The 443-nt window shown below is 36.1% G+C and carries 1 protein-coding gene; it reads right to left on the bottom strand.

Annotation, left to right across the window (positions count from 1 at the left end; all coding sequences use genetic code 11):
- Nucleotides 1–443 (bottom strand): cytochrome c biogenesis protein ResB (locus H4O21_RS28155; RefSeq protein ID WP_182812466.1); only part of this gene is annotated, 443 nt, incomplete at both ends.

Here is a 443-nt window from a genome sequence, read left to right as displayed (position 1 = left end):
GAATGTTAGCAACCTGCCCTACTTTTAAAAAGTGATTGTGCGGTCCGTTAGTGCCCGCCTCTACTAATTTTAAATAAGACTCTCCGTTCTCATCGGGAATAATATCCTCTTCCGCACCCTCAATAAACTTTTCAAGTTCAATAGTTACATCTTGTCCGCCATAATCCGTTTCAATTTTTAAACTGTTGTTTAGCCTTGGAGAAAAATCAACTTCTTCTTCAATAGTACGCATTTGGCTAACACCATTGATTTTGAAATCACCAAAAATTCTACCAGTAACATAGGTTTTTTGAGATAAAAACTGATTTTCAGTAGCACCTTCGCGAATAGCCATCATGCCCTCATAGCCAATATAACGTGTAATAAATGCACCCAACAGAATAAAAATGAAAGAGATATGAAGTATAAAAGTGGCCCACTTTTCTTTTTTGTATAGCCTAAAT

Origin of the sequence: Oceanospirillum sediminis, assembly GCF_014164585.1 — a bacterium.
GTDB classification, from domain to species: Bacteria; Pseudomonadota; Gammaproteobacteria; order Pseudomonadales; family Halomonadaceae; genus Oceanospirillum; species Oceanospirillum sediminis.
Note: the sequence above shows the minus strand (reverse complement) of the source record. Positions and strands in the feature narration are given on the sequence as shown.